At 71.6% G+C, this 19,830-nt stretch carries 17 protein-coding genes; 8 read left to right on the top strand and 9 right to left on the bottom strand.

The window, feature by feature from the left end; translation table 11 throughout:
• Positions 1 to 6: 6 nt before the first annotated feature.
• The 3 genes from D466_RS0103555 to D466_RS0103565 all read right to left on the bottom strand — a co-directional run bounded on the left by D466_RS0103555 (position 7) and on the right by D466_RS0103565 (position 5,275).
• The gene (locus D466_RS0103555; RefSeq protein ID WP_018912328.1) at positions 7 to 3,162 is read right to left on the bottom strand and encodes an efflux RND transporter permease subunit; all 3,156 of its coding nucleotides are present in this window, start codon (positions 3,160 to 3,162) and stop codon (positions 7 to 9) included.
• A 10-nt stretch (positions 3,163 to 3,172) separates the two neighbouring features.
• Entirely contained in the window at positions 3,173 to 4,333 is a 1,161-nt protein-coding gene (locus tag D466_RS0103560; protein ID WP_018912329.1) for an efflux RND transporter periplasmic adaptor subunit, read from the bottom strand.
• A 120-nt stretch (positions 4,334 to 4,453) separates the two neighbouring features.
• A complete protein-coding gene (locus tag D466_RS0103565; protein ID WP_018912330.1) occupies positions 4,454 to 5,275 on the bottom strand; it encodes a helix-turn-helix transcriptional regulator in 822 nt (273 codons plus the stop codon).
• A 115-nt stretch (positions 5,276 to 5,390) separates the two neighbouring features.
• Between D466_RS0103565 and D466_RS0103570 the strand changes: the two genes are divergently transcribed.
• The 3 genes from D466_RS0103570 to D466_RS0103580 all read left to right on the top strand — a co-directional run bounded on the left by D466_RS0103570 (position 5,391) and on the right by D466_RS0103580 (position 8,330).
• Positions 5,391 to 6,161, top strand: coding sequence for a class I SAM-dependent methyltransferase (locus D466_RS0103570; protein ID WP_018912331.1), 771 nt, complete (start codon positions 5,391 to 5,393; stop codon positions 6,159 to 6,161).
• Between the two features lie 107 nt (positions 6,162 to 6,268).
• Positions 6,269 to 7,390, top strand: a complete 1,122-nt coding sequence (locus D466_RS0103575; protein ID WP_026284845.1) for an alkene reductase — start codon at positions 6,269 to 6,271, stop codon at positions 7,388 to 7,390.
• A gap of 37 nt (positions 7,391 to 7,427) precedes the next feature.
• Entirely contained in the window at positions 7,428 to 8,330 is a 903-nt protein-coding gene (locus D466_RS0103580; RefSeq protein ID WP_018912333.1) for an NAD(P)-dependent oxidoreductase, read from the top strand.
• Between the two features lie 39 nt (positions 8,331 to 8,369).
• On the opposite strand, the gene D466_RS0103585 is transcribed toward D466_RS0103580, so the two are convergent.
• The 6 genes from D466_RS0103585 to mpl form a co-directional block, all read right to left on the bottom strand.
• A complete protein-coding gene (locus D466_RS0103585) occupies positions 8,370 to 9,797 on the bottom strand; it encodes a DUF3300 domain-containing protein (protein WP_026284846.1) in 1,428 nt (475 codons plus the stop codon).
• Positions 9,798 to 9,888: 91 nt separating this feature from the next.
• On the bottom strand, positions 9,889 to 10,656 hold the full coding sequence (locus tag D466_RS0103590) for a ferritin-like domain-containing protein (protein WP_018912334.1): 768 nt from the start codon (positions 10,654 to 10,656) through the stop codon (positions 9,889 to 9,891).
• 56 nt (positions 10,657 to 10,712) lie between these two features.
• Positions 10,713 to 11,885 (bottom strand): hypothetical protein, encoded by a 1,173-nt coding sequence (locus D466_RS0103595; protein WP_018912335.1) that lies wholly within the window; start codon positions 11,883 to 11,885, stop codon positions 10,713 to 10,715.
• Positions 11,886 to 11,944: 59 nt separating this feature from the next.
• Positions 11,945 to 12,409, bottom strand: a complete 465-nt coding sequence (locus D466_RS0103600) for a CBS domain-containing protein (protein ID WP_018912336.1) — start codon at positions 12,407 to 12,409, stop codon at positions 11,945 to 11,947.
• Between the two features lie 216 nt (positions 12,410 to 12,625).
• Positions 12,626 to 13,723, bottom strand: a complete 1,098-nt coding sequence (gene aroC / locus D466_RS0103605) for a chorismate synthase (RefSeq protein WP_026284847.1) — start codon at positions 13,721 to 13,723, stop codon at positions 12,626 to 12,628.
• 62 nt (positions 13,724 to 13,785) lie between these two features.
• Positions 13,786 to 15,234 (bottom strand): UDP-N-acetylmuramate:L-alanyl-gamma-D-glutamyl-meso-diaminopimelate ligase, encoded by a 1,449-nt coding sequence (mpl, locus tag D466_RS0103610; protein ID WP_026284848.1) that lies wholly within the window; start codon positions 15,232 to 15,234, stop codon positions 13,786 to 13,788.
• Between the two features lie 71 nt (positions 15,235 to 15,305).
• On the opposite strand from mpl, the gene D466_RS0103615 reads away from it, so the two are divergent.
• From D466_RS0103615 to prmA, 5 genes are all read left to right on the top strand, one after another.
• Complete coding sequence (locus D466_RS0103615) at positions 15,306 to 15,941, top strand: hypothetical protein (protein WP_018912339.1); 636 nt, start codon at positions 15,306 to 15,308, stop codon at positions 15,939 to 15,941.
• Between the two features lie 350 nt (positions 15,942 to 16,291).
• Positions 16,292 to 16,747, top strand: coding sequence for a type II 3-dehydroquinate dehydratase (aroQ, locus tag D466_RS0103620; RefSeq protein WP_018912340.1), 456 nt, complete (start codon positions 16,292 to 16,294; stop codon positions 16,745 to 16,747).
• A gap of 224 nt (positions 16,748 to 16,971) precedes the next feature.
• Positions 16,972 to 17,436 carry an acetyl-CoA carboxylase biotin carboxyl carrier protein gene (gene accB / locus D466_RS0103625; RefSeq protein ID WP_018912341.1) on the top strand — a complete coding sequence of 155 codons (465 nt, stop codon included), beginning with the start codon at positions 16,972 to 16,974 and terminating at the stop codon, positions 17,434 to 17,436.
• 96 nt (positions 17,437 to 17,532) lie between these two features.
• Positions 17,533 to 18,882: an acetyl-CoA carboxylase biotin carboxylase subunit gene (gene accC / locus D466_RS0103630; protein ID WP_018912342.1), complete on the top strand. Its 1,350-nt coding sequence runs from the start codon at positions 17,533 to 17,535 to the stop codon at positions 18,880 to 18,882.
• A 17-nt stretch (positions 18,883 to 18,899) separates the two neighbouring features.
• Entirely contained in the window at positions 18,900 to 19,802 is a 903-nt protein-coding gene (gene prmA, locus D466_RS0103635) for a 50S ribosomal protein L11 methyltransferase (protein WP_018912343.1), read from the top strand.
• Positions 19,803 to 19,830 lie beyond the last annotated feature (28 nt).

Genomic DNA, 19,830 nt, shown 5'->3' on the forward strand with positions numbered 1-19,830 from the left:
CCTGCCTCAGTGCGGCGCCGCCGCCGCGCGCGCGGCACGGCGCCCGGCACGTGCCTGCTTCGCGCGCATGTACCAGGCGTGCGCGCGGTCCAGGTACAGGTAGACCACCGGCGTGGTGAACAGGGTCATCGCCTGCGACACCAGCAGTCCGCCCACCATCGCATAGCCCAGCGGGCGCCGCAGCTCGGAGCCGGCGCCGTAGTCGAGCATCAGCGGCAAGCCCGCCAGGATCGCGCAGGCGGTGGTCATCATGATGGGCCTAAAGCGCAGCAGGCAGGCCTCGCGGATGGCCTCGCGCGGGCTCAAGCCGCGCCGCCGTTCGGCATCGAGGGCGAAGTCGATCATCATGATGCCGTTCTTCTTGACGATGCCGATGAGCAGGATGATGCCGATGATCGCGATCACGCTGAGGTCGTAGCCCCCGGCGCGCAGGATCAGCAGGGCCCCCAGGCCGGCCGACGGCAGCGTGGACAGGATGGTCAGCGGGTGGATGTAGCTCTCGTACAGCAGGCCCAGCACGATGTACACGCACACCAGCGCCGCGGCGATCAGGTAGGGCTGGGTGCGCAGCGACTGCTGGAAGGCCTGCGCGGTGCCCTGGAAACTGCCGCGCACGGTGGCCGGCATGCGCATGTCGGCCTCCACCTTGCGCACCTGGTCCACGGCCTCGCCCAGCGCCACGCCGGGTGCGAGGTTGAAGGACAGCGTGACGGCCGGGAACTGCCCCTGGTGGCTGATCATCAGGTAGGCGGTCTTCGAGGTGTCCACCTTCACCAGCGCCGACAGGGGCACCTGCGCTCCGGTCAGCGGCGACAGCAGGAAGATCCTGTCGAACAGGTCGGCATCCTTCTGCTCCGAGGGCGCGACTTCCTCGATCACGTGGTAACTGTTGGTCTGGGTGAAGTACTGCGCCACCTGCGCCTGACCCACCGCGTCGTCCAGGGTCTGGTCGATCAGCGCCGGGCTGATGCCGAAACTGGCCGCATGCTCGCGGTCCACCGTGACCACCGCCGAGTTCGCGCGGTTCTGCTGGTCGGAGGCCACGTCGGTGAGCTGGGGCAGCTTCTTCAGGCGTGCCAGCAGGCGCGGCGCCCAGGTGTTGAGCTCGTCGATGTCGCTGTCCTGCAGGGTGTACTGGTACTGGGTGCGCGCCAGGCGCCCGCCCACGTTGATGTCCTGCGGCGCCTGCATGAACAGGTTGATGCCAGGCACCTGCGCGATGCGCGGCCGCAGCCGGTCGATGACCTGCTGCGCGCTGGCCTTGCGCCCGTCGGCCTTCGGGCGCAGCGCGATGAAGAACACCCCGGTGTTGGCGGTGGTGCCGCCGGCGAACACCCCCATGCCGTTGACGTCCGGGTCGGCGGCCACGACCTTGGCCAGCGCGCGGATGCGCCGGCGCATCGCGGGGAAGGAGGCATCCTGCGAGGTCTGGGCGAAGCCGTAGATGGAGCCGATGTCCTGCTGCGGGAAAAAGCCCTTGGGGCTGAGCACGAACATCAGCACCGTGGCGATCAGCGTGGCGAAGAACACGCACAGGGTGAGCAGCGGATGCTGCAGCACGTGGTCCAGGCCCCGGCGGTAGGCGTCACGCATGGCGTCGAAGCCGCGCTCGAAGGCGCGGTACAGCCGGCCGTGGCCGCGCGCATGCTCGTCGCGCAGGAAACGCGAACACATCATCGGCGTGAGGGTCAGCGACACCAGCACCGAGAGGACGATGGTCATGCTCACCGTGACCGCGAACTCGCGGAACAGGCGCCCGACGATTCCCCCCATCAGCAGCAAGGGGATAAACACGGCGATCAGCGACACCGAGATGGACACGATGGTGAAGCCGATCTCCTGCGCCCCCTGCAGCGCCGCCTGCATCGGCGCCATGCCCTCCTCGACGTGGCGGTAGATGTTCTCGAGCATCACGATGGCATCGTCGACCACGAAACCCACCGAGATGGTCAGGGCCATCAGCGAGAGGTTGTCCAGGCTGTAGTGCAGCAGGTACATGGCGCCCGCGGTGCCCAGCAGCGCCAGCGGCACGGTCAGCCCGGGGATCAGCGTCGACCACAGGCTGCGCAGGAACACGAAAATCACCAGCACCACGGCGCAGATGGTGATGAGCAGCGTGCGTTCGACGTCGTGCATCGAGGCGCGGATGTTCTGCGTGCGGTCGATCAGGGTGTTGACCTGCATGCCCGGCGGGATGGCCGCGCGCAGGCGGGGCAACGCGGCCCGGATGCGCTCGACGGTGTCGATGGCGTTGGCGCCGGGCTGCTTGTGCACGAACAGGATGATGGCGCGGCCGTTGCTCAGGCGGTCGCCCGCGGGGGCCGCGGCGCCGCGGAAGCCCCAGGCGCCGGTGAGCACGTTCTCCGGGCCGTCCACCGCGCGGCCGATGTCGCGCACGCGCACCGGCGAACCGTGACGCCAGGCGATCACCGTGTCGTTCCACGCCGCGGCATGGGTGATCTGGTCGTTGGTGTAGATGGCCGCGCTGCTGTGCTCGCCGTTGAGGCTGCCGGCAGCCTGGCTCACCGAGGCCTGCCCGATGGCCGCGCGCACGTCCTCCAGGCTCAGGCCCATGGCGGCCAGGCGCGCCGGGTCCACCTGAATGCGGATGGCCGGCTTCTGGCGCCCGCCGATGTCCACGCTGCCCACGCCGGGAATCTGGGAGATCTGCTGCGCCAGCACCACCTCGGCGTAGTCGTCGACCTGGGTGATCGGCAGGGTCGAAGACTGCGCCGCCAACACCAGCACGGCGAATTCCGCCGGGTTGATCTTGCGGAAGGTCGGCGGTGCCGGAAGGCTCTTCGGAAGCTGGCCGGCCGCGGCGTTGATGGCCGACTGCACGTCCATCGCGGCGGCGTCGATGTCGCGCTTGAGGTCGAACTGCAGGGTGATCTGGGTGCTGCCCAGCGCGCTGGTCGACGTCATCTGCGCCAGCCCGGGTATGCCCGCGAACTGGGTCTCCAGCGGCTGGGCCACGGTGGAGGCCATGACCTGCGGATTGGCTCCCGGCAGGTTGGCGCTGACCTGGATCGTGGGGTATTCCACGTCGGGCAGCGAGGCCACCGGCAGCAGCGGCAGCGCCACCGCGCCCGCCAGCAGCAGCGCCAGCGCCAGCAGCGAGGTGCCGATGGGGCGGCGGATGAAACCCGTCGAGATGCTCATGGAGTCGCGCTCACCGGGGTGCCAGCTCGCGCACCAGCGCGCCCGGGCTGAGCTTGTACTGCCCGTCCACCACCACCCGCTCGCCGGCCTTCAGGCCTTCGGTGATCACGGCCACGCCGTCCTGCTCCTGGCCCACCCGCACCGGCCGCACCTGGGCGCGGTGCCGGGCGTCCACCACGTAGACGTAGGTCCCCGTCTGGCCGCGCTGCACGGCGGAGTCGGGCACCGTCACGGCGTCGTGCCAATGCCCCAGCACCAGGCGTACGCGCAGGTACTGTCCGGGCCACAGCAGATGCCGGGGATTGGCGAAGCGCGCCTTCAGCGCGATGGTGCCGCTGGCCGCGTCGATCTGGTTGTTCACCAGCACCAGGGTGCCGCTGGCCTCGGGCCGCGCCTGCCCCGGCGCATAGGCCAGCACCTGCAGCGGGCCGCCGGCGCGCGCCTGGTTGATGGACTGCACCGACTGGCCCGGCAGGCTGAAGGCCACGTCGATGGGGTCGATCTGGTTGATCACCACCAGGCCGGCGGGATCGCTGGCGTGCACGATGTTGCCGGGGTCGACCAGGCGCGCGCCCGCCAGGCCGGCGATGGGCGCCCGGATGGTGGCGTAGCCCAGTTGCACCCGCGCGTAGTCGGCCTGCGCGGAGTCCGCCTGCACCGCCGCGCTCAACTGCGCGACCAGCGCGCGCTGGGTGTCCAGGCTCTGGCGCGAGGCGGCCCCCGCGCTCACCAGCCCGCTGGCGCGCCGCAGCTCCAGCCGGGCGTCGGCCAGTTGAGCCTGGTCGCGCGCCATCGCGGCGCGCGCCTGCTCGAGCTGGGCGTTCAGCGCGCGCGGGTCGATGCGCGCGAGCACCTGCCCGGCGCGCACGTCCTGCCCTTCGCTGAAGCCGATGGAATCCAGCCTGCCGTCGACCTGGGTGCGCACCGTCACCGTGCGCCGTGCCTGCACCGTGCCCACGCCCAGCAGCACGCGGGGCACGTCGGCCAGCTGCGCCGGCTGCACGGTGGCCGGCACGGCCACGGGCGCGGGCGCCGCCAGCGCGATCTGCCCCGTCGGCTGCGCCGCACGCTGCACCAGGCGCCAGCCCAGCAGCGCGGCCGTGCCCAGCAGCAACAGCACGATCACCCGCCGCGTGCGCGCGGCGGGCCAAGCGGACGAAACTTCGGGCATGACCGGTGGTCCGGATTCGAAATGGGGTGTCGCCGGTCCGGAGGCCCCCTGCCCCCGAACCTTGTCTCGCCCGGGATGTTAGAGCCAGAGCTCCCCGCGTGCCGGAACTGGAGCCGGGGCTCAGAGCGCCTGCAAGGCGATCAGCTTGACGGCCCCCGCCGCGCCGCCGCGCAGGGTGAACTGGCGGTACTCGCGCGGGCCCTGCGCGGTCGCGAAGGCGCGCAGCCCTCCTTCGCGTTCGAGCACCTGCTGGGAGCGCCAGGCCTGCTCGAACTCGGGGCTCTGCAGGCACAGCGTGGCGACGAAACGCCGGTGCCGCGGGTCGTCGCGCAACGCGGCCGTGTCGGCGCGGAACTCCGCGGCCAGCCTGCGGGCCCGCAGCTCCCAGTCGACGATCCAATCGCGCGCCAGCGGGTCCAGATACACCCAGCGCAACAGGTTGGGTTCCGCGGGACCCGACTCGCCCAGCCAGGGCGCGAACAGGCGCCGGGCCTCGGGATTGCAGGCCAGCAGGTCCCAGTGCGCGTCCAGCGCGTAGGCCGGGCAGCGCATGAGGCCGACCAGGCGCGCGCAGTCCTGGTCCTCCGGCTCGCCCGCGGGCTGGCGCGCCGCCGACGCGGCACGCGGATCGGCACGCCGCGCCAGCCCGAACAGGTAGGAGCGCTCGGCCGGGCTCAGGCGCAGGCCCTGCGCCAGGGCATCCAGCGTGGCCACGGACACCGCCTGGGTACGTCCCTGCTCGATCCAGGTGTACCAGGTGGGGCTGATGCCGCACAGCGCCGCCACCTCCTCGCGGCGCAGGCCGCGGGTGCGCCGGCGCCGCCCGGCGGGCAGGCCCAGCGCCTCGGGCTGCAGGCGTTCGCGCGCGGCGCGCAGGAAGGCACCGAGCTGCTCGGTCGCGCCGGCGGCCTCCGGCTGGGGCTCGGTCTCGGGGCTGGGCATGAGTCGGGTAGTCCTTATACCAGGATGAGCAACGGTCTTGTTCCATGACCGGGCCTGGGCCTATGGTAGATCCCGGCAGGCCCGCCCCATCCCAGTCCCTCACCGGAGAAGCCGCATGAAGTCCCATCTCGATGCCGTCAACGCCCGTTTCGACCCCCGCGCCCAGGCCTACCTGAGCAGCGCGGTGCATGCCGCGGGGCCCGACCTGCAGTGCGCGCGTGAACTGCTCGCCTCCCTCGCGACGCGGCCGGCCCGCGCGCTGGACCTGGGCACCGGCGCCGGCCACCTCGCCTACGCGCTGGCCGAGGCCGCGGCCGAGGTGATCGCCTTCGACGCCTCCGAGTCCATGCTGGGCGTGGTGCGCGGCGCGGCCGCCGAGCGCGGCCTGGACAACCTGCAGTGCCAGGCCGGCGACGTGCACCGGCTGCCCTTCCCTGACGCCAGCTTCGACCTCGTGGCCACGCGCTACAGCGCCCACCACTGGGTGGATCTCGTGGCCGCCATGTCGGAACTGCGCCGGGTGCTGCGCCCGGGCGGCCACGTGCTGGTGATCGACCTCGAGGGGGCGGATCAGGTGCTGGTCGACACCCACCTGCAGTGCATCGAACTGCTGCGCGACACCTCGCACGTGCGCAACCGCTCCCGCGCGCAATGGCTGGCGCTGCTGCGCGGCATCGGGGTCGAGGTGCTGCACGAACAGCGCTGGCCCACGCGTCTGCAGTTCGACACCTGGGTGCAGCGCATGCGCACGCCCGAGACCATGGTGCGCGCGATCCGCGAACTGCTGCAGGGAGCTCCGCGGGAAGTGCGCGAGGCGCTGCAGGTGGAAGCCGACAGAAGCTTCACGCCGTCGACCGGCCTGTGGTGGGGGCGCCGCGCGGCCTGACAGCCGCCGGGGCGAGCCCCGGCGGCGGAGCCTGCGCTGCAGGATCCGCGGGAAGCCGCAATAATTTCAGGGTTTTCACCAAGAACCCCGAGATCAAGGATCCGCGCATGAACGCCCCCGACAACCACGATTCCAAGCTGTTCCAGCCCGGCCGCATCGGCTGCATCGACATCGCCAACCGCATCGTCATGGCTCCGCTGACCCGCTGCCGCGCCGACGAGGCCGCGGGCGACGTGCCGGGCAGCGACATCAACGTCGAGTACTACCGCCAGCGCGCAGGCGCCGGGCTGATCGTCAGCGAAGGCACCCAGGTGTCGCCCCGCGGCAAGGGCTACATGGCCACGCCGGGCATCTATTCCGAGGCCCAGGTGGAGGGCTGGAAGGCGATCACCGGCGCCGTGCACGAGGCAGGCTCGAAAATGCTGGCCCAGATCTGGCACGTCGGGCGCGTCAGCCACCCCGAACTCAGCGGCGGGCTGCAGCCCTACGCTCCTTCCGCGCTGGCGCCCGAGGGCGTGGCCGCCTACACCCATCAAGGCAAGCGCGACATCCCGGTGCCCCTGGCCATGAGCACGGAACAGATCGCCGAGGTGGTCGCCGAGTTCCGGCGCGCCGCGGCCAACGCGCTGCGCGCGGGCTTCGACGGCGTGGAGATCCACGGTGCCAACGGCTACCTGATCGACCAGTTCCTGCGTGACGGCACCAACCGGCGCGACGACGCCTACGGCGGCTCGGTGGCCGCGCGCTGCCGCTTCGCGCTGGAGATCGTCGACGCCGTGGTGGCCGAGATCGGGGCCGCGCGCGTGGGCATCCGCCTGTCGCCGCTGACCCCCTTCAATGCGATTTCCGACAGCCATCCGCAGGCCACCTTCGGGCACCTGATCGAACAGCTGGACCGGCGCGCGATCGCCTTCATCCACATGATCGAAGGCGCCACCGGCGGCGCGCGCGACCTGCCCGGCTTCGACTACGCAGCGGCGCGCAAGTCCTTCCGCGGCGCCTACATCGCCAACAACGGCTACGACCGTGCCCTGGCCGTCGATGCGGTCGAATCGGGCCGTGCCGACGCGGTAGCCTTCGGCCGTGCCTTCCTCGCCAACCCGGACCTGCCGCTGCGCCTGCGCCGCGGCGCGCCGCTCAACCAGCCGGATGCGCAAAGCTTCTACACCCCGGGGCCGGCCGGCTACACCGACTACCCCGCGCTGGACCTGGACGAACAGGCCGCCTGAGGCCACGAGGCCACGACGCAACAACGGAGCACACACCATGGACATCGGATTCATCGGCCTGGGCAGCATGGGACGCGGCATGGCCGCCAACCTGCTGCGCGCGGGCTTCGGGCTCAGGCTGTGGAACCGCTCGCCCGGCAAGGCGCAGGACCTGGTGCGCGACGGCGCGCGCCTGATGGAGCATCCACGGGACGTGGCGGCGGCCTCGGGCATGGTCGTGACCATGCTGTCCGACGACGCGGCGCTGCGCGAGGTGGTGCAGGGCGAGCACGGCATCGGCCGGCAGCTGGGCGAGGGCGGCATCCACCTGTCGATGAGCACCGTCTCCCCGCAGACCGCGCAGGAACTGGCCGCGCTGCACGCCGCGCGCGGCACGCACTACGTGGCCGCGCCGGTGTTCGGGCGTCCCGACGCGGCCGCCGCGGCCAAGCTGTTCGTGCTGTGCGCGGGCCCGCAGGCCGCTCGCCAGGCCGTGATGCCCGCGCTGCAGGCGATGGGGCAGCGCGTGTTCGAACTCGGCGACGACGCGGCCGCGGCCAACGTGCTCAAGCTGTCGGGCAATTTCATGCTGATGGCGGCGATCGAAGCCCTCGCCGAGGCCATCACCCTGGGCGAGCGCTACGGCCTGCCGCGCGAGCGAACCGTCGAGGTGCTGACCCAGTCCATTCTTCCGGCTCCGGTGATGGTCAACTACGGGCGCCAGATCGCGCAGCACAGCTACCAGCCGGCCGGCTTCAAGCTGTCGCTGGGGCTGAAGGACGCCGACCTGGTGCTCGGCGCGGCACGCAAGGCCGCCATGCCCATGCCGCTTGCACAACTGGTGCAGGGCCGCCTGCTGTCGGCGCTGGCTTGCCAGCGCGGCGACATGGACTGGAGCGCCGCCGCGATCGGAGTCAGCGAGGACGCCGGCCTGAGCGTGCCGCCAGCCAAGCACGACTGAGCACGACCTTGCGCGACCTTGCGCGGCCGCGCAAGGTCCTCAGGACGCGCCCGGCGGCGATCGCTGCGACTGAGGCTCCTGCGGCCGAGGCTGGCCGGGCCGAGGCGCCTGCGCGGGTCGCGGCGCCTGTCGCGGGCCGGGCCCTTGCGCCGGCCGCGGCGCCTGCACGGGGCCGGGACCTTGCATCAGCCGCGGCTGCTGCACGTAGCCCGGTGCCGGTCGCGGCGCCTGCACGGGCCCGGGCCCCTGCATCGGGCGTCGCGGCTGGACGGGGCCGGGAGCTTGCGCGGGGCGTGGTTGCACGGGGCGCGCCGGCTCGACCCGGTATGGCGGCTCCACGTGACCCGGCTGCTGCACGGGGCGCGGCGCCTGGATGGGGGGCCGCGGCTGGCGGCGCTCGTCCGGAACGGTCAGCCGGCCAGCCGGGCCCTGGGGCGGCGGCACACCGGGTGGCCCGGGCGTGCGCGCCTGGCCCGGCGCCGGCATGCGCATGCCGGGCCCGCGGCGCAGCGGCTCCGGCCTCGTGCCCGGCGGCGGAACCGCGGGGGGAACCGCGGGGGGAAGCGCGGAGGGAACTGCGGGCGGCAAGGGCGGGGCCGGGGGCCGCGGCGGGCGCGGACTCCAGCCGGGCGGCAGCGGGTGCCCCGGAGCGCGGCGGCGCCACTGCTCGCGATCCACGAGCACCCGGCGGCTGCGCCAGTCGATGGAGCCCCAGACCCAACGCCCCGCCAGCAGCGGCACGGGCTCGACCAGCACCAACGCCTGGCCCGGGGTGAAGCCGCAATCCGCTGCGGGCGCCTGGTAGTCGAAGCCCTGCACGGGCGCGGCCGGCCAGGGCCCGTACACGCACCAGGGGTCGTATTCCGGCACGGCCATCCACCCCACCGCATGGATGGAAATGACCCCATCCGCGATCGTCACCAGGCGCTCGTCCGTCGGGTCGAGGGTCCCGGCGTCCAGCGCGCGCCAGCGCAGGCGCTGCACCGCATCCATCAAGTCCGGCCCCTGGCGCTCGTAGGCGCGGGCCAGGGCTTCGGCCCATGCCGGATGGTCGGCGAGCATGTCGAGCACCCTGGGCAGGCGCAGCAACTCGCGCACGCTGGGGGCCCAGGTCTGCGGGTCGGCCCCGGTTTCCTGGCGCGCGAAGCGCCTCGCCTGCAACACCTGCACGGGATGCAGGCTGGCGTCGAGCGTGTCCAGCAGCAGTTCGTCGTCGAACAAGGCGATGGGCGCCACCAGGCGCTCCAGTTGCGCCGGGTCCAGCCATCCGTCCTGCGGCAGGCCGGACGGCGCAGCGAGCGGGGGTGCGGCCTGCGGCAGCGGCTGCGCATCCGCCGGACGCGGCCCCGGCGCGCCCAGCCCCAGGTACAAGCCCAGGCAGCACAGTCCCAGGCGCAGCCAGCCGAAGCGGCCGGGGCTACGCAAGGGCGCGCGAGCGCGCGCCTTCGCACCGTGGCGATGATCCATCGCGACCTCCCGCGGGGCGTTCCAGGCCCCGCACCTGGAACATCATCGCGCAGATACGGGCGAGCTACCTTGACCCGCCGCAGCATGCGGCCTACCTGGAGTCTGGTGCGGTCCAGTGCGCGCCGCCCGGAACCTCCGGCGCCGCGGGTGCGCCCAGGGTGTGGCGCTCGAACCAGGCCTTCACGTACTGCAGGTGGGCGCGTTCGCGTTCCAGCGCCCGTTCGAATTCGCGCAACATCGCCGTGTGCTTGTGCGCCGCGGCGAGCGCGACCAGCATTTCCCAGCCGCTGTTGTCGGCCAGTTCGGAGATCAGCAGCGCGTGCAGCGACTGCGCGACACTGGTGCGGGGGTCGGCGACCGCCTGCAGCAGCCCGCTCGACTCCACGCCGGCCAGATCGCCCGCGGGGGTCTGCGCGGTGCTGTCGCCCCCGAGTTGCTCCACGCAGCGGGCCACCAGCGCGAAATGCTCGGCCTCCTGCTCGCGCATGCTCAGCAGGATGTCCAGCGGCACCAGCGCATCGCCGTCGTCGCCCTGGAGGGTGCGCACCTTGGTGATCAGCGCATCGCAGATCCGGGTCGCGGTGCGCTCGAAAGCCAGGCGTTCGCCCAGCCTATCCAGCAGCAATTGCGGGTTGTTGCCGCTGAGCATGGCCACTCCGGTGTTGAGCACGCCCTTGACGCTGCCGGGCGGGGGCACCGAGCCCACGGTGCCGGCGTCGGCGATGTAGCGGGCGCGCACGTCGGCACCGGCCGCGGCCGCCGGCAACTGCAGGACGGCGGGCGCGGCTTCCACATGCTGATCATGCATGCGCCTGGCATCCAGCGGGGACATCTGCACGCCGGTGCGGTTGCTTCCCATGCGAGGTTCCTGGTGTTTCATGTCCTTGGCTCCGGGTCGGGGCTTGGGGGTTGGGCTCAGGCGTTCGCCGGGTGCAGGCGTGCCAGTTCGGTACCTGGGCTCCAGGTGTAGCCGGCCGCGACGGCCTCGCTGGGCGAGCCCTCGGCATCCACCTGGGCGCGGTAGTCGCGGGTGGCCTGGCTCTCCTGACTGCGCGGCACGTAGCGCTGCGAGGCCACGCTGAGTTCGCGTTCCTCGCGCAGCACCTTGCGCACGAATTCGCGCTGGCTTCCGAAGGGAATGGCTTCGGGCAGCTCGCGCGGCACCAGGCGCTGCGGGTCCTGGCCCTGCTGGGTGCGCAGCAACCCGGCGACGAAATGGAACTGGCCGATCTCGTAGTCGAGCATCTGCTCCCACAGCGCCTTGATGCGCGATTCGCTTTCGTGCTGCACGCAGGCGTGGTAGCACCAGGCCTCGGCGGCCTCGTGCAGCAGCCACCGCTCCAGCCAGGTCTCGCGCGGGTCGATCAGGGATTCGAAGTGCGTGGCGTGCTGCTCCTCGATGGAGGCGATCTCGGCCAGAAGCTGGCGCACCACCGGGTCGGCCTGCGCGCCGCCGGCGTGCGCGAACACGTCGCGCATCTGCGAGGCGCCGGCCAGCATGCACAGCACATGCAGGCGGCTTTGCGCACGCACGCCGCTGCAGTCGTAGGGCACGAGCAGGTCGTCGTGGGGAGCGCGATGCTGCAGGATGCTCGGGCGCGAGGGCAGGATGTCGGTGTAGCTCTGCAGGATGTTGTTCGCATCCTTGCCCTCGACGCGGTCGAGCAGCGCGGCGAAGCGGTAGAGATGGTCCAGGTCCTCGAGCAGCACGAAGCGCAGCGCGCGAGCGATGGTCTCCTCCGGTTCGCGTTGCGCCAGCGCCGCGCCCACCTCGATCGCGCATTGCTTGTGGGCCAGCGCGAGCTCCAGCGGGGAATGGTCTGCGCCGAGCAGCGAGCGCACGGCGATGCCCTGGTGCAGTTCGATGCGCCGCACGCGGGCCAGGCCCTCGCGCAATTCGCCGCCGGCATGCGCGGCGCCGTGCCCGAGGTGCAGCGCCTGGTCTTCGAGGCCGGACATGAGCACGATGCGCACGCGGGTGAAGGCGTCGTCGTCGAGCTTGCTGATCGGCGAGCGCACCATGTCGTGCCAGTTCAGGTATTGCAATTCCACGGGCGTGCCGCGGGCGCTGTAGAGGTCCAAGGCCATGGGGGATCTCCTGGAATGGGGCGAGGGAACGAGAGAACGACGGGGCGGCCGCGGGCGGCTCAGTGCGCCGGCCGCGAGGGGTCGGACACCTGGCGCAGCACTTCGCCGGCACTGTCCGCGGCGCTGCCCTCCTGCCCGCCGGCCTCCCCGTCGCGCTGGGCGATGTCCCCGAGCGCGACGATGCCCACCAGCCTGCGTTCCTCGCCGCGCGTGACCACGGGGATGCGCCGCACCTGGCTGTCGGCCATCTGGCGCATCACCTCGTCCAGGGGCTCGTCCTCGAAGCACCAGCACACGCGCTCGGTCATCACGTCGGCCACGCAGGCCTCGGCGGGGGCGTGGCCGGCGGCGGTGCCGCGCACGATGATGTCGCGGTCGGTGACCATGCCGACCAGCCGGTTGCCGTCGCACACGGGCAGGGCGCCGACGTCGAGTTCGCTCATCATCTGCGCGGCGCGCTGCAGTTTCTCGCGCGGCGCGATGAAGCGCACGTCACGGGTCATGATGTCGGATACGTGGGGCATGACGATCTCCTTGCGGTTGCGGAAAACGGCCGCGCCCGGCCATGCCTGGCGCGGCCGGATGCGGGAGCAATGGATCGTCTGACACGCCGGATCCGGGCAAGTTCCCCGGTTCGGCGATTTTTTGTTGCGCTCCCGGGAAGGCCGGACGCAACGAACTGCAGGATTCCCGGGCCGTTCCGCCCGCCTCGGCAGACGAGGCGGCGCGGCGGCCCTGGCTCAGGCCTGGCCCGGGATGGGCGCCACCTCGTGGCGCACGTCGCCGCACTGCGCGCGGTTGCGCAGCGCATGGTCCATCAGCACCAGCGCGAGCAGCGCCTCGGCGATCGGCGCCGCGCGGATGCCCACGCAGGGGTCGTGGCGGCCCAGGGTCTCCACCGTCGCGGCCTGGCCGTCGCGGTCCACCGAGCGCCGCGGCAGGCGGATGCTGGACGTGGGCTTGAGGGCGATGGACACGGTCACCGGCTGGCCGCTGCTGATGCCTCCGAGCACGCCGCCCGCGTGGTTGCTGGCGAAGCCCTGAGGCGTGAGTTCGTCGCCGTGCTCGCTGCCCTTCTGGGCCACGCTGGCGAATCCTGCGCCGATCTCCACGCCCTTGACCGCGTTGAGTCCCATCATCGCGTGCGCGATGTCGGCGTCCAGGCGGTCGTACAAGGGCTCGCCCCAGCCCGCGGGCACGCCCAGGGCCTCGACGTACACCCGCGCGCCGCAGGAATCGCCCGACTTGCGCAGCGCGTCCATGTAGTCCTCCAGGCGCGGCACGACGTCGGCATTGGGGGCGAAGAAGGCGTTGTGCGCCACGTGCTCCCAGGACTGGAAGGCGATCGGCACCTCGCCCACCTGCTGCATGCAGCCGCGCACGACGATGCCGTGGTGCTCGCGCAGCCACTTGCGGGCCACCGCTCCGGCACCCACCAGCGGGGCCGTCAGGCGTGCCGAGGAACGCCCGCCGCCGCGCGGATCGCGCGTGCCGTACTTGCGCCAGTAGCTGTAGTCGGCGTGCCCCGGGCGGAAGGTCTCGGCGATGTTGGCGTAGTCCTTGCTGCGCTGGTCCTGGTTGCGGATGAGCAGCGCGATCGGCGTGCCGGTGGTGCGCCCCTCGTAGACCCCCGAGAGGATCTCCACCGTGTCGGGTTCGCGCCGCTGGGTGACGTGGCGCGAGGTGCCGGGGCGGCGGCGGTCGAGTTCGGGCTGGATGTCCGCCTCGGACAAGGCCATGCCCGGCGGGCAGCCGTCGATGACGCAGCCGATCGCGGGGCCGTGGGACTCGCCGAAGGTGGTGACGGCGAACAGCAGACCAAGGGTGTTTCCGGACATGCGCGCCATTGTAGGCAGCGCCATGCCGGATGCGCCGCGGCGCGCCGGCCGCGCGACGCCCCTCAGTTCCCCCGCGGGCCTTCGCGCAGCGCGCGCAGCAGGCGCTCGTGGATGCCGCCGAAGCCGCCGTTGCTCATCACCAGCACATGGTCGCCGGGGCGCGCGCTGGCGGCCACGTCGTCGACCAGGGCCTGCAAATCGCGGTGCGTGCGAGCCCGCTCGCCCAGCGGCGCCAGCGCCTGGGCCAGGTCCCAGTCGAGGCCGCCGGCGTAGCCGAAGCCGAGGTCGGCCCCGGCCAGCGCCGCGGGCAGCTGCTGTTTCATGGAACCCAGCTTCATGGTGTTGGAGCGCGGCTCGAACACCGCCAGGATGCGCCCGCCGGGGCGCGCCCGCCGCAGGCCGGCGATGGTGGTGGCGATGGCCGTCGGGTGGTGGGCGAAATCGTCGTACACCTCGACCCCGCCGGCACTGCCGCGCAGTTGCATGCGCCGGCGCACGCCCTGGAAGCGCCCCAGGGCCTCGCAGGCCAGTGCCGGGGCCACGCCGGCGTGCGCCGCGGCGGCCACCGCGGCCAGCGCATTGGCCCGGTTGTGCGCGCCCATCAGCTCCCAGCGCACGCGTCCGGCCACCCGGCCCTGTTCCAGGACCTCGAAATCCTGCTCGCCGCCCCGGGCAAGCCAGGCGGACGGGGTGGACGGGGTGGACGGGGTGGCGGAGCGGACCGCGGCGGATGCGCCATCCGGCGCGGCCTCTGCCATGCCGGAGCCGGCCATGGCTTCGTCGTGCTCGAAGCGCTGCACCTCGCTCCAGCAGCCGCGCTGCAGCACGCGCTCCAGCGCGGGGCTGCGCGCGGGCACGATCAGGCGGCCGCGCCGCGGCACCGTGCGAACCAGATGATGGAACTGGGTCTCGATGGCCGCCAGGTCGGGAAAGATGTCGGCGTGGTCGTATTCCAGATTGTTGAGAATCGCCGTGACCGGCCGGTAGTGCACGAACTTGGAGCGCTTGTCGCAAAACGCGGTGTCGTATTCGTCCGCCTCGACGACGAAGCATTCGCCCTCGCCCAGGCGCGCCGAGACGCCGAAGTCCTGCGCCACGCCGCCGATCAGGAAGCCGGGACGCAGCCCCGCCTGGTCGAGGATCCACGCCAGCATGGACGAGGTGGTGGTCTTGCCGTGGGTGCCGGCCACGGCCAGGGTCCAGCGCCGGGCGAGCACGTGCTCGGCCAGCCACTGAGGGCCGCTGGTGTAGGGCAGGCGGGCGTCCAGGATGGCCTCCAGCAGCGGGTTGCCCCGGCTCACGGCGTTGCCCACCACCCACAGGTCGGGGCGCAACGCCAGCTGCTCGGTGCCGTAACCCTCGACCAGCTCGATGCCCAGCGCCTGCAGCTGTTCGCTCATCGGCGGGTAGACCTGGGCGTCGCAACCGGTGACCCGATGCCCGCCGGCCTGTGCCAGCGCCGCGACCCCGCCCATGAAGGTGCCGCAGATTCCCAGGATATGAATATGCATCGGCGCATTGTAGGAACAGGAGGCGGCGCCCCAGGCCGCTGCGCGCGGCCCCCGGGGTCTACACTGGGTTCATGAACCCGCTACGCGAGGAACTGGCCGCGGTCGCCGCGCGGCTGGTGGTGGAGGACGGCCTGGACTACGCCAGCGCCAAGCGCAAGGCGCTGCACCAGCTGCTGGGCCCGGGCGTGCGCAGCGACGCGCAGCCCGACAACGACGACGTACGCGTCGAGGTGGAGCGCTACCTGGCCGTGTTCCATGGCGATACCCACCCGCGCCTGCTGTGGCGCCTGCGCGCGGCGGCGCTGGAACTGATGCGCGAATTCGAGCCCTTCCGCCCCTACGTGGCGGGCGCGGTCTGGAACGGCACCGCCACCGAGCATTCGGGCCTGCACCTGCTGCTGTTCTGCGACGACCCGAAGGAAGTGGAAATCCACTGCATCAACCGCGGCATCCGCTACGCGACTTCACAGGGTGCGCATTACGCGGGGCGACGCAGCGTGGAACGCCTGGAATTCCTCTGGCCCCTGCCCGGCGAGAACGGATCGCCCGAACGGGTGCTGGAAGCCACCCTCAGCCTGTACCCGCCGAAGGACGAGCGCGGCGTACTGGTGCACGCAGGCCATGGCGCGCGCGGAGCCTCGCCCGAACGCGGCAGCCTGCAGGCGCTGCGCAACCTGGTCGGGGCGGGGCCGGGCTCGGCGCCTTGAGGGCCTGCCCGATGCGCTATGCTTGGCCCAAGGCCCGGCTGGCAGGCTGTTGAAATACCGGAGGGGGTCGCGTTGGCGCAGAATCGAGATGATGGGCGTGCGCCGGATCGCAGCGCGGGCTGGACGCCCGCGCAAGATCCGGGGTGCGGCCAGCGCCCGATTCTGCGCCAACCCTTCGGGCGCAGGCGCTGCGGGCGATCTGCGGCGTTGCCCAAGCAGGCCAGGCGTCCAGCCTGGCCTTGGCTTGGGCGCCTTGCAGCTCATCCCGCAGCGCCTGCGCGCGGCCCCCTCCGGTATTTCAACAGCCTGCTAGTGCGGGCATTTCGCGCGAATCCGCGCCCTGCTCTCCGATGAAAGCCCGCATCGCCGTCGTGCATGGCCCCAACCTGAACCTGCTCGGAAGCCGCGAGCCTCAGGTGTACGGCAGCACCACCCTGGCGCAGATCGACGAGGCACTGCGGCGCCTGGGCGAGGAACTGGGCGTGCAGGTGGACTGCTTTCAGAGCAACCACGAGGGCGCGCTGGTCGAGCGCATCCATGCGGCGGCGCGCGACGGCACGCGCTTCGTGCTGATCAACCCGGCCGCCTACACCCATACCAGCGTGGCGCTGCGCGACGCGCTGGCTGGTGTGTCCCTGCCTTTTGTCGAAGTTCACCTATCGAACGTTTATCGTCGCGAAAAATTCCGGCATCATTCGTATTTTTCCGATCTTGCGGAAGCGGTGATCAGCGGCTGCGGCGCCCTGGGCTACAGCCTGGCCCTTCGCTTCGCCGTCGAGCGATTGATGACAAAGCCGGCGGATTGAGTACAATTCGCTGATTCTTTGGACAAGATCCAAGCAATTGGCACAGATTTTTCGCTGAAGTCGTCCGGCCCCGGGAATCCGGCTTCGCCTGGGCTTCGAGCCCAGGGCGTGCAGCCGCCCCGGCCATACGGCGAGGCCCGCGCATCGCGGGCCGGCCACGAGGCCCGAGGGCCCGCGGCATCGCCCGCACCTGCAACTCACGCCGCGCAAGCGGCCCGCACATCATGGATCTGCGCAAGCTGAAGACCCTGGTCGATCTGGTTTCGGAGTCCAACATCTCGGAACTCGAGATCACCGAAGCCGAAGGCAAGGTACGGATCGTCAAGGCCGGCCCGACCCCGCTGGGTACCGCCCAGATGCAACACTACATGGTGCCGATGAGCCCGGCGCCCGCAGGCGCGGTGGTCGAAGCCGCTGGCGCACCGGCCGCGGCAGCCTCGGCCCCCGTTCCGTCGGGCAAGCTGATCAAGTCGCCGATGGTAGGCACCTTCTACCGCTCGTCGGCGCCGGGCGCGAAGCCCTTCGTCGAGGTGGGGGACACGGTCAAGCAGGGCCAGGCCGTGTGCATCGTCGAGGCGATGAAGATCCTCAACGAGATCGAATCCGAGATCGACGGCGTGGTCAAGCAGGTGCTGGTCGAGAACGGCCAGCCGGTCGAATACGGCCAGGCCCTGTTCGAGCTCGAGTAAGCCGCCACCGTGGCCGTGCGCCGCCCAGCGTCCTCCGCCGCGCGCGCCGGGCCCCTCCCTTCCAGGCCCAAGCCCAGAGCCGAAGCCCGCCCTGCCATGTTCAAGAAAATTCTCATCGCCAACCGCGGCGAAATCGCCCTGCGCATCCAGCGCGCCTGCCGCGAACTGGGCATCAAGACGGTGGTCGTGTACTCCGAGGCCGACCGCGACGCCAAATACGTCAAGCTGGCCGACGAGTCCGTGTGCATCGGGCCGCCGCCCTCGGCGGCCAGTTACCTCAACATGCCGGCGATCATCTCGGCGGCCGAGGTGACCGACGCGGAGGCCATCCATCCGGGCTACGGCTTCCTGTCGGAGAACGCCGATTTCGCCGAGCGCGTCGAACGCTCGGGCTTCACCTTCATCGGCCCGCGGCCCGACTCGATCCGCATCATGGGGGACAAGGTCTCGGCCAAGCAGTCGATGATCAAGGCCGGCGTTCCCTGCGTGCCCGGCTCGGAAGGCCAACTCGGCGACGACCCGCGGGAGATCACGCGCATGGCCCGCGCCATCGGCTACCCGGTGATCATCAAGGCGGCGGGCGGCGGCGGCGGGCGCGGCATGCGTGTGGTGCACACCGAGGCGGCGCTGCTCAACGCGGTGGCGACGACCAAGGCCGAGGCGCAGAGCGCCTTCGGCAACGCCTCGGTGTACATGGAGAAATTCCTGACCAATCCGCGGCACATCGAGATCCAGGTGCTGGCCGACGAGCACGGCAATGCCCTGTGGCTGGGCGAGCGCGACTGCTCGATGCAGCGCCGGCACCAGAAGGTCCTCGAGGAGGCACCCGCCCCCGGCATCGCCCGGCGCCTGATCGAGCGCATCGGCGCGCGCTGCGCCGATGCCTGCCGCAAGATCGCCTACCGCGGCGCCGGCACCTTCGAGTTCCTCTACGAGGACGGCGAGTTCTATTTCATCGAGATGAATACCCGCGTGCAGGTCGAGCACCCGGTGACCGAACTCACCACGGGCATCGACATCGTGGTGCAGCAGATCCGCATCGCGGCCGGGGAGCCGCTGACCGTCAAGCAGCGCCAGATCCAGTGCAACGGGCATGCCATCGAGTGCCGCGTGAACGCCGAGGACCCGGTGCGATTCACGCCCAGCCCCGGACGCATCACCACCTGGCACGTGCCGGGCGGCCCCGGCGTGCGCGTGGACTCGCACGTCTACAGCGGCTACTTCGTGCCGCCCAACTACGACTCGATGATCGCCAAGATCATCGTGCACGGGGCCACGCGCGAGCAGGCGCTGGCGCGCATGCGCACGGCCCTGTCGGAAATGGTGGTGGACGGCATCGCCACCAATATTCCGCTGCATCGCGAATTGCTGGTGGACGCGCGCTTCATCGAGGGCGGCACCAACATCCACTATCTCGAGGAATACATGGCCGCGCGCCCGGCCTGATCCGAGGCCAGGCGCCCATGCCCTACCGTGAAGTGCTGATCGCCGCCGGACAGGATCTGGCGCTGCGCCTGTCGGACGCGCTGCTCGAACTGGGCGCGCTGAGCGTGGACGTGGAGGACCGCCTGGCGGGCTCCGAGCAGGAGCGCGCGCTGTTCGGCGAACCCGGCATGGCGCAGCCGCCGGCCGCCTGGAGCGACAACCTGGTGCGCGCGCTGTTCTCCGACGAGGCCGGCGCCGACGCCGCGCTGCTGGGCCTGCTCGCCGAAGGCGTGCTGCCCGACCTGCGCGGCGTGCGCCAGCAGGACGTGGCCGAGCAGGACTGGGTGCGTCTGACCCAGTCGCAATTCCAGCCGGTGTGCATCGAGCAGCGCCTGTGGATCGTGCCCAGCTGGCACGAGGCCCCGGCGGACGCGCCGATGGTGCTGCGCCTCGATCCCGGCCTGGCCTTCGGCACGGGCACCCACCCCACCACCCAGTTGTGCCTGCGCTGGCTTCTGCGCCGCGCGCCGCTGCGGGGCCTGCAGGTGCTGGATTACGGCTGCGGCTCGGGCATCCTGGCGTTGGGCGCGGCGCTGCTGGGCGCCGACGCGGTCGACGCGGTGGACATCGATGCCGACGCCGTGCAGGCCACGCGCCTGAACGCCGAGGCCAACGGCGTGGCCCTGCGCCACGTGTGCCACGTCGACGAACTGCCGCGGCAGCGCTACGACGTGGTGGTGGCCAACATTCTGGCATCTCCGCTGCGCCTGCTGGCACCGGTGCTGGCCGCGCAGGCCCGCCCTGGCGGGCAGTTGGTGCTGTCGGGCATCCTGGAGCGCCAGGCCGAGGAACTGATCGAGGTCTATGCCCCGCATGCCAGCCTGGAGCGCTGGGCGGAACTCGACGGCTGGGTCTGCCTGGCCGGCCCCGTGCACGCCTGACGGCGGCCGCCGCTTCTTATACTGCGGC

The sequence above is a fragment of the Thiomonas sp. FB-6 genome, from assembly GCF_000377645.1.
Taxonomy (GTDB): Bacteria; Pseudomonadota; Gammaproteobacteria; order Burkholderiales; family Burkholderiaceae_C; genus Thiomonas_A.

Coding starts and splice junctions, on each gene's coding strand:
- D466_RS0103555 (WP_018912328.1), bottom strand. CDS start 3,162: ATGAGCATCTCGACGGGTTTCATCCGCCGCCCCATCGGCACCTCGCTG.
- D466_RS0103560 (WP_018912329.1), bottom strand. CDS start 4,333: ATGCCCGAAGTTTCGTCCGCTTGGCCCGCCGCGCGCACGCGGCGGGTG.
- D466_RS0103565 (WP_018912330.1), bottom strand. CDS start 5,275: ATGCCCAGCCCCGAGACCGAGCCCCAGCCGGAGGCCGCCGGCGCGACC.
- D466_RS0103570 (WP_018912331.1), top strand. CDS start 5,391: ATGAAGTCCCATCTCGATGCCGTCAACGCCCGTTTCGACCCCCGCGCC.
- D466_RS0103575 (WP_026284845.1), top strand. CDS start 6,269: ATGAACGCCCCCGACAACCACGATTCCAAGCTGTTCCAGCCCGGCCGC.
- D466_RS0103580 (WP_018912333.1), top strand. CDS start 7,428: ATGGACATCGGATTCATCGGCCTGGGCAGCATGGGACGCGGCATGGCC.
- D466_RS0103585 (WP_026284846.1), bottom strand. CDS start 9,797: ATGGATCATCGCCACGGTGCGAAGGCGCGCGCTCGCGCGCCCTTGCGT.
- D466_RS0103590 (WP_018912334.1), bottom strand. CDS start 10,656: ATGGGAAGCAACCGCACCGGCGTGCAGATGTCCCCGCTGGATGCCAGG.
- D466_RS0103595 (WP_018912335.1), bottom strand. CDS start 11,885: ATGGCCTTGGACCTCTACAGCGCCCGCGGCACGCCCGTGGAATTGCAA.
- D466_RS0103600 (WP_018912336.1), bottom strand. CDS start 12,409: ATGCCCCACGTATCCGACATCATGACCCGTGACGTGCGCTTCATCGCG.
- aroC (WP_026284847.1), bottom strand. CDS start 13,723: ATGTCCGGAAACACCCTTGGTCTGCTGTTCGCCGTCACCACCTTCGGC.
- mpl (WP_026284848.1), bottom strand. CDS start 15,234: ATGCATATTCATATCCTGGGAATCTGCGGCACCTTCATGGGCGGGGTC.
- D466_RS0103615 (WP_018912339.1), top strand. CDS start 15,306: ATGAACCCGCTACGCGAGGAACTGGCCGCGGTCGCCGCGCGGCTGGTG.
- aroQ (WP_018912340.1), top strand. CDS start 16,292: ATGAAAGCCCGCATCGCCGTCGTGCATGGCCCCAACCTGAACCTGCTC.
- accB (WP_018912341.1), top strand. CDS start 16,972: ATGGATCTGCGCAAGCTGAAGACCCTGGTCGATCTGGTTTCGGAGTCC.
- accC (WP_018912342.1), top strand. CDS start 17,533: ATGTTCAAGAAAATTCTCATCGCCAACCGCGGCGAAATCGCCCTGCGC.
- prmA (WP_018912343.1), top strand. CDS start 18,900: ATGCCCTACCGTGAAGTGCTGATCGCCGCCGGACAGGATCTGGCGCTG.